The 6,101-nt window shown below is 34.6% G+C and carries 4 protein-coding genes; all 4 read left to right on the forward strand.

The annotated features are described in order from the left end of the window. Positions 1-153 precede the first annotated feature (153 nt). From VFM92_RS09120 to VFM92_RS09135, 4 genes are read left to right on the forward strand one after another with little or no spacing between them, the layout of a single operon-like run. Positions 154-1,230, forward strand: coding sequence for an efflux RND transporter periplasmic adaptor subunit (locus VFM92_RS09120; protein WP_325121904.1), 1,077 nt, complete (start codon positions 154-156; stop codon positions 1,228-1,230). Between the two features lie 4 nt (positions 1,231-1,234). Continuing rightward, positions 1,235-4,294 carry an efflux RND transporter permease subunit gene (locus VFM92_RS09125; RefSeq protein ID WP_325121905.1) on the forward strand — a complete coding sequence of 1,020 codons (3,060 nt, stop codon included), beginning with the start codon at positions 1,235-1,237 and terminating at the stop codon, positions 4,292-4,294. A gap of 6 nt (positions 4,295-4,300) precedes the next feature. Beyond that, positions 4,301-5,614 (forward strand): TolC family protein, encoded by a 1,314-nt coding sequence (locus VFM92_RS09130; protein WP_325121906.1) that lies wholly within the window; start codon positions 4,301-4,303, stop codon positions 5,612-5,614. Positions 5,615-5,672: 58 nt separating this feature from the next. Continuing rightward, positions 5,673-5,966 (forward strand): DUF6787 family protein, encoded by a 294-nt coding sequence (locus VFM92_RS09135; protein WP_325121907.1) that lies wholly within the window; start codon positions 5,673-5,675, stop codon positions 5,964-5,966. The last annotated feature ends 135 nt before the right edge of the window (positions 5,967-6,101 follow it).

Consider the following 6,101-nt stretch of genomic DNA (forward strand, 5'->3'; position numbering starts at 1 on the left):
CACTACATGAGTTGGGTTTTTTATATCCAATCATCCCCAATTCGCACCGTTAGAGATAAACCATAATAATTCAGTAACCTTATCGCTTTAAGTAAGTTTTAACTCTTCGTATGTTTGTACATTCATTAAGCTAGTACTTTTTAAAATCAACTCATGAACAAGATCATTATTCGGATTATAGCCTCTGTTGCGGTTTTGGTTATTATTATATATTTAGTATTCCCAAACCTTTTTTCCTCTGAATCTGAAAATAAATTAGAAGATAACACCCAAACTGAAGATATTTCTAAAATTTCTATCGATGCTCAAATTGTAAAATATGAGACTTTTAAAAACGATATCGTTTTAACTGGTTCTTTATTAGCGAATGAATCTGTAGATCTTGCAAGTGAAATTTCAGGAAAAATTGATAATATATATTTTGATGAAGGCGAGTATGTAAAAGAGGGTAAATTATTGCTTAATATCAATGTAGCCGATTTGGAAGCTAATTTACAAAGATTAAAATATACTGCACAGCTTAATGCCGCAACTGAAAAAAGACAAAAACAACTTCTAGAAAAAGAAGCGATCAGTAAAGAAGAATATGATATTGCTTTTACTAATTTAAAAACTACACAGGCTGAAATGGATGCATTGCAGGCAGAGATTGATAAATCAAGAATTAGAGCACCATTTTCTGGCTTTGTTGGCTTACGATATGTGAGTGAAGGAAGTTACATCACTCCAAGCACACAAATTGCTTCCTTATATAATGTTGACCCTATAAAAATTGAATTTTCTGTACCTAGTAAATATAGTTCTTTAGTGAAAAAAGGTAGTAAAATCACATTTTCATCGGAAGCGGAAAATAAAGACCGAAATGCCACTGTATATGCCATTGAACCTAAAATTGATCCAATAACAAGAACTCTTTCCGTTCGAGCTAAAGCAGCTAACCCAAACAATACGCTAATACCTGGTCAATTTATTCGAATAAACTTAATTTTAGAGAATAGAGAAAATGCAATACTAATCCCTGCTACAGCCATTATGCCTAAAGCAAATGGACATACTGTTTTCACCATCAAGAATGGAAGAGCCCATTTAAATGATGTGGAGCTTGGAATACGAACTTCTAACAGAGTTGAAATTCTTAAAGGAATAGAGAAAGGTGATACCATTGCAATTGCAGGTGTTCCTCAACTAAAAGATAGAGCGGAAATAGAAATTAAACAGTTGGAAGAATAAGAATATGGCATCGTTATCAGAAATAAGTATAAAAAGACCAGTTTTAGCGATTGTGCTATCACTGGTCATATTAATTTTCGGTTTTATCGGCTTTAATTTCTTAGGAATAAGAGAATATCCATCCGTTGACCCTCCCATTATAACAGTTACTACTGATTATGCCGGGGCGAATGCAGATGTAGTGGAATCCCAAATAACAGAACCTTTAGAAGAAGCTGTAAATGGTATTGCAGGGATCAGAACCATTACCTCAACCAGTGCCGAAGGCAGAAGTAGAATTACAATTGAATTTAATTTAAGTGAAGATTTAGAAGCAGCAGCTAATGATGTTAGAGATAAAGTTTCTGGTGCAAGAAGAAGATTGCCCGAAGATGCAGAACCTCCAACCGTAAATAAAGCTGATGCTGATTCAGACCCAATAGTGTTCTTAAATATAAATAGCGAAAAAAGAGGACTATTGGAATTATCAGCCATTGCTGAAAATACATTCAAAGAACAATTACAAACTATTTCTGGGGTAAGTGAAGTACGAATTTGGGGTGAAAAACGATACGCTATGCGTTTATGGATGGATCCCATCAAATTAGCTGCTTACCAATTAACACCGCTAGATGTATTGGAGGCAGTAGAAAGTCAAAATGTTGAATTGCCCTCTGGTAGTATAGAGGGTGAAATGATTGAATTGGTCGTAAAAACGCAAGGTCAACTTACCTCTGAACAAGATTTTAATGACATGATTGTTGCTGAGAGTGATAATAGCTTTGTGCGATTTTCTGATATAGGATATGCTGAGCTTGCCCCACTAAATATGCGTACTGTATTAAAGAGAGATGGGATTCCTATGGTAGGAGTAGTACTCATTCCCCAGCCTGGTTCCAACAGTATTGAAATTGTTGACGAGTTTTACAAAAGAGTAGAAAATATCAAAAAAGATTTACCAGAAGATATTACTCTTGGGATAGGTTTTGACCAAACTGAATACATCAGAGAGTCCATTAATGAGGTGCAACAAACTATCATAATTGCATTTATATTAGTAATATTAATCATTTTCGCTTTCTTGAGAGATTGGAGAACTACAGTAATTCCAATTGCAACCATTCCTGTTTCATTGATTGGAACATTCTTTTTCATGTATCTGGCAGGGTTCTCTATAAATGTTTTGACGTTATTAGGAATAGTTTTGGCAATCGGACTCGTGGTGGATGATGCCATTGTTGTTTTAGAAAATATTTACACCAAGGTGGAAGAAGGTATGGAGCCAATGGAAGCCGCAAAAAAAGGAGCTGTAGAGATTTTCTTTGCCGTAATAGCCACTACTGTTGCTCTGGTAGCTGTATTTTTGCCCGTAATATTCTTAGAAGGAATTACAGGAAGGCTATTTCGTGAGTTTGGAATTGTGGTGGCTACAGCTGTAATGATTTCTTCATTTGTTGCTTTATCTTTAACACCAATGATGAGCAGTCGAATCTTAAAAAAGAGAGAACGGCAGAATTATTTCTATAGAAAAACAGAACCTTTTTTCATTTGGTTAAATAAGGTTTATAGTAATAGTTTAGATGGATTTATGAAAGTAAGATGGATGGGTATCTTATTATTCTTAGGTTCAGTTGGCTTAATTTACGGCTTATTTAAAACGCTTCCATCTGAATTAGCTCCTTTAGAAGATAGAGGTATGATTTCTGTCAATGCTACTGGACCTGAAGGTGCCACCTTCGAGTATATGGATGAGTATATTAATAATTTAATTGAAGTCACTATTGACACGCTACCTACTAATGGAATTATTTCTGTTACTTCCCCCGGTTTTGGAACGCAAGGAACCAACTCAGGATTTATGCGCATAATGCTGGTAGACGCAGCAGAAAGAGAAAAATCCCAGCAGCAACTTTATGATGAATTTACCCCACTATTAAATGAGTTCCCAGCCGCCAAAGCTTTCGCTTTTCAACAACAAACCATTGGTGGGAGAAGGGGTGGATTACCTGTTCAGTATGTAATTCAAGCTACTTCATTGGATAAATTACAAGCAGTATTGCCGGAATTTGTTGAAAAAGCCAGTAGCAATCCAACCTTTACGGTTGTAGATCAAGATTTGAAGTTTACCAAACCCCAAATCGATATTCAAATTGATAGAGAAAAAGCCCGTTCATTGGGTATTTCTGTAATTGATATTGCACGAACACTTCAATTAGGTTTGAGTGGTCAACGATTTGATTACTTCATTATGGATGGAAAACAATATCAAGTGATTGGACAAGTTCAAAGAAATGACAGAAATGCACCTATTGATTTAAGATCGCTTTACGTACGTGCAGATAATGGTCAAATGCTTCAGCTAGATAATTTAGTAACACTTGGTGAAAGCTCCACACCTCCTTCCCTATATCGTTATAACCGATATATTTCAGCAACTTTATCTGCTGGTTTAGCTCCAGGAAAAACTATTGGAGATGGAGTAAAAGCCATGGATGCAATCGCTGCAGAGGTTTTGGATGAAACCTACAGTACTTCTTTATCAGGGGCTTCTCTTGACTATTTTGAAAGTTCATCTAGTTTATTATTCGCTTTTGGTTTCGCGATAGTATTAATTTATTTAGTATTAGCTGCTCAATTTGAAAGCTTTAGAGACCCCGTAATTATTCTGTTTACAGTTCCTCTTGCAGTTGGAGGTTCGTTTTTATCTTTATGGCTATTCGGTGAAACTTTGAATATATTCAGTCAAATAGGTATCATTATGCTAATTGGATTGGTTTCAAAGAATGCTATCCTTATTGTAGAATTTGCAAACCAGAAGAAGGCTCAAGGACTAAGCATTGAGGAATCAATTACAGAAGCTGCAAAGTCAAGGTTTAGGCCTATCTTAATGACAGCATTATCTACCATTTTGGGTATTCTACCAATTGCATTAGCATTAGGGGCAGGTTCTGAAAGTAGAGTATCTATGGGAATTGCTATCATTGGCGGATTGATATTCGCAACAGGTTTAACGCTGTATGTTATTCCAGCTATATATTCTTATTTCGCAAGTAAACAAGCACGTGAATCACGTGTAGAATCTTAATTCTTTATGTTAAAATATATTTGTATAATTTTTATTTTCTTCACTAGTTTTAATGCCTTGGCTCAAAAAGTTAGTTTGGAAGAAGCTATAGCAATTGGCATGGAGAACAATTTTTCCATCAGAACAGCAAGAAATGTGGAAAAAGTTGCTACCATCAATTCAAATTTTGCAGGAGCAGTATTTCTTCCTGTTATAGATATAACTGCCGGTCAGTCGTATGAAGTTGAAGATGTTACACAACAATTTATAGAAGGACCTCCACGGGAGATTGATGGAGCTCGATCAAATGTCTTTAATGCAAGAGGAGATTTGACTTGGACTCTTTTCGATGGCACTAAAATGTTTTTAGATTATAAGACGCTGCAAATAGAGCTAAATAAAACACGATTTGAGACACAAGCTGTTTTAGAAAATACATTAGGAAGCATTATTCAAGCTTACTTTCAATTAGTGTTTGAGCAATATCAATATGAAGTTTTGCAATCAGCTGTAAAGTTATCAGAAGAAAGACTCCAAATTGCTAAAGCAAACTATGAAGTTGGTAAATTCTCTAAAACAGAGTTCTTAGCTGCTCAGGTAGATTTAAATACTGATAAAAGTAATGTATTAAACCAAGAAGAAGTAAGACAACAAGCACGAGTAACACTTAACTTATTATTAGGTCAAGATCCCAATGAGCAATTCTCGGCTGCAGATAGCATTTCTGTAAATAATGATTTACAATATGCCAAGCTTTTAGAAGATTTGAAAGTCCGTAACAAGGAACTATTGGCACTAATGCAGCAAGAAGATATTTTAAAAATTCAAAATAGAAGTGTAACCACAGAATTATTTCCTCAAATAGATTTCAATCTCGGCTACGGATACTCTAACTTAAATTCTCAAGCTGGATTTTTACTGCAAAACCAAGCTTTAGGACTTACTTATGGGCTTAGCCTTTCCTGGAGGATATTTGACCAATTAGATAGAAGAAGACGAACTCAAACCACTCAAATTGCGGTGGAAAATAATACAATCGCTTTGGCGGAATTAGAAAACCAATTGAAAGGTGATTTATCATCAGCTTATGTTCGATATAAGAATAAGTTGGATTTGATTGAGCTTGAAAATGAAAACCTAGATGTTGCAAAAGAAAATGCTGAGATAGCTATTGAACGATATAAAGTTGGTCGTTCAAATTCAATTGAGCTAAGAGAATTTCAATTAAACTCAATTGAGGCAGAAAGCAGATTATTAAATGCCATCTACTTAGCAAAGCAAGCGGAAATAAACCTATTAGCAATAAGTGGGAATTTATTGACCCAAAAAGACATAAATTAATATTCGAGTGATACAGCTGTCCTAATTATTTCTTTTACTTTTGTCGGAAGAATAAGAAATGATGTTTGAAAAATTAAGAGAAAGATGGGATTTAAAATCGAGCTGGCAAGTGATAATTATTTTAATTGTCTTTGCTTGTACTGGATTTACCGTTATGTTTTTGAAGGAACCTATCCTTTCACTTATTGCAGCTAAAGAGGAAAGAAATTGGGTATTTACCACTGTTTATTATATCCTTATTCTTCCGGTGTATTTTCTAATCTTACTTTTCTATGGTTTCATTTTTGGTCAAAGCAAATTCTTTTTAAGCTTCGTAAAAAAAACACTCAATAGATTCAAAAGAGATAAATAATTAGTCAGCCCTTAAAAACCCCATAATATATCCCTTTTAATGGTAAAAAATTTTGATAACAGATGAAACAGCTTTGATACATCTTTTGTAAATAGAGCCAAAGAGATGATTTCCATATGTTCATCATCCTTTTGA

This window comes from Marivirga sp., from assembly GCF_035704835.1.
Classification (GTDB): domain Bacteria; phylum Bacteroidota; class Bacteroidia; order Cytophagales; family Cyclobacteriaceae; genus Marivirga.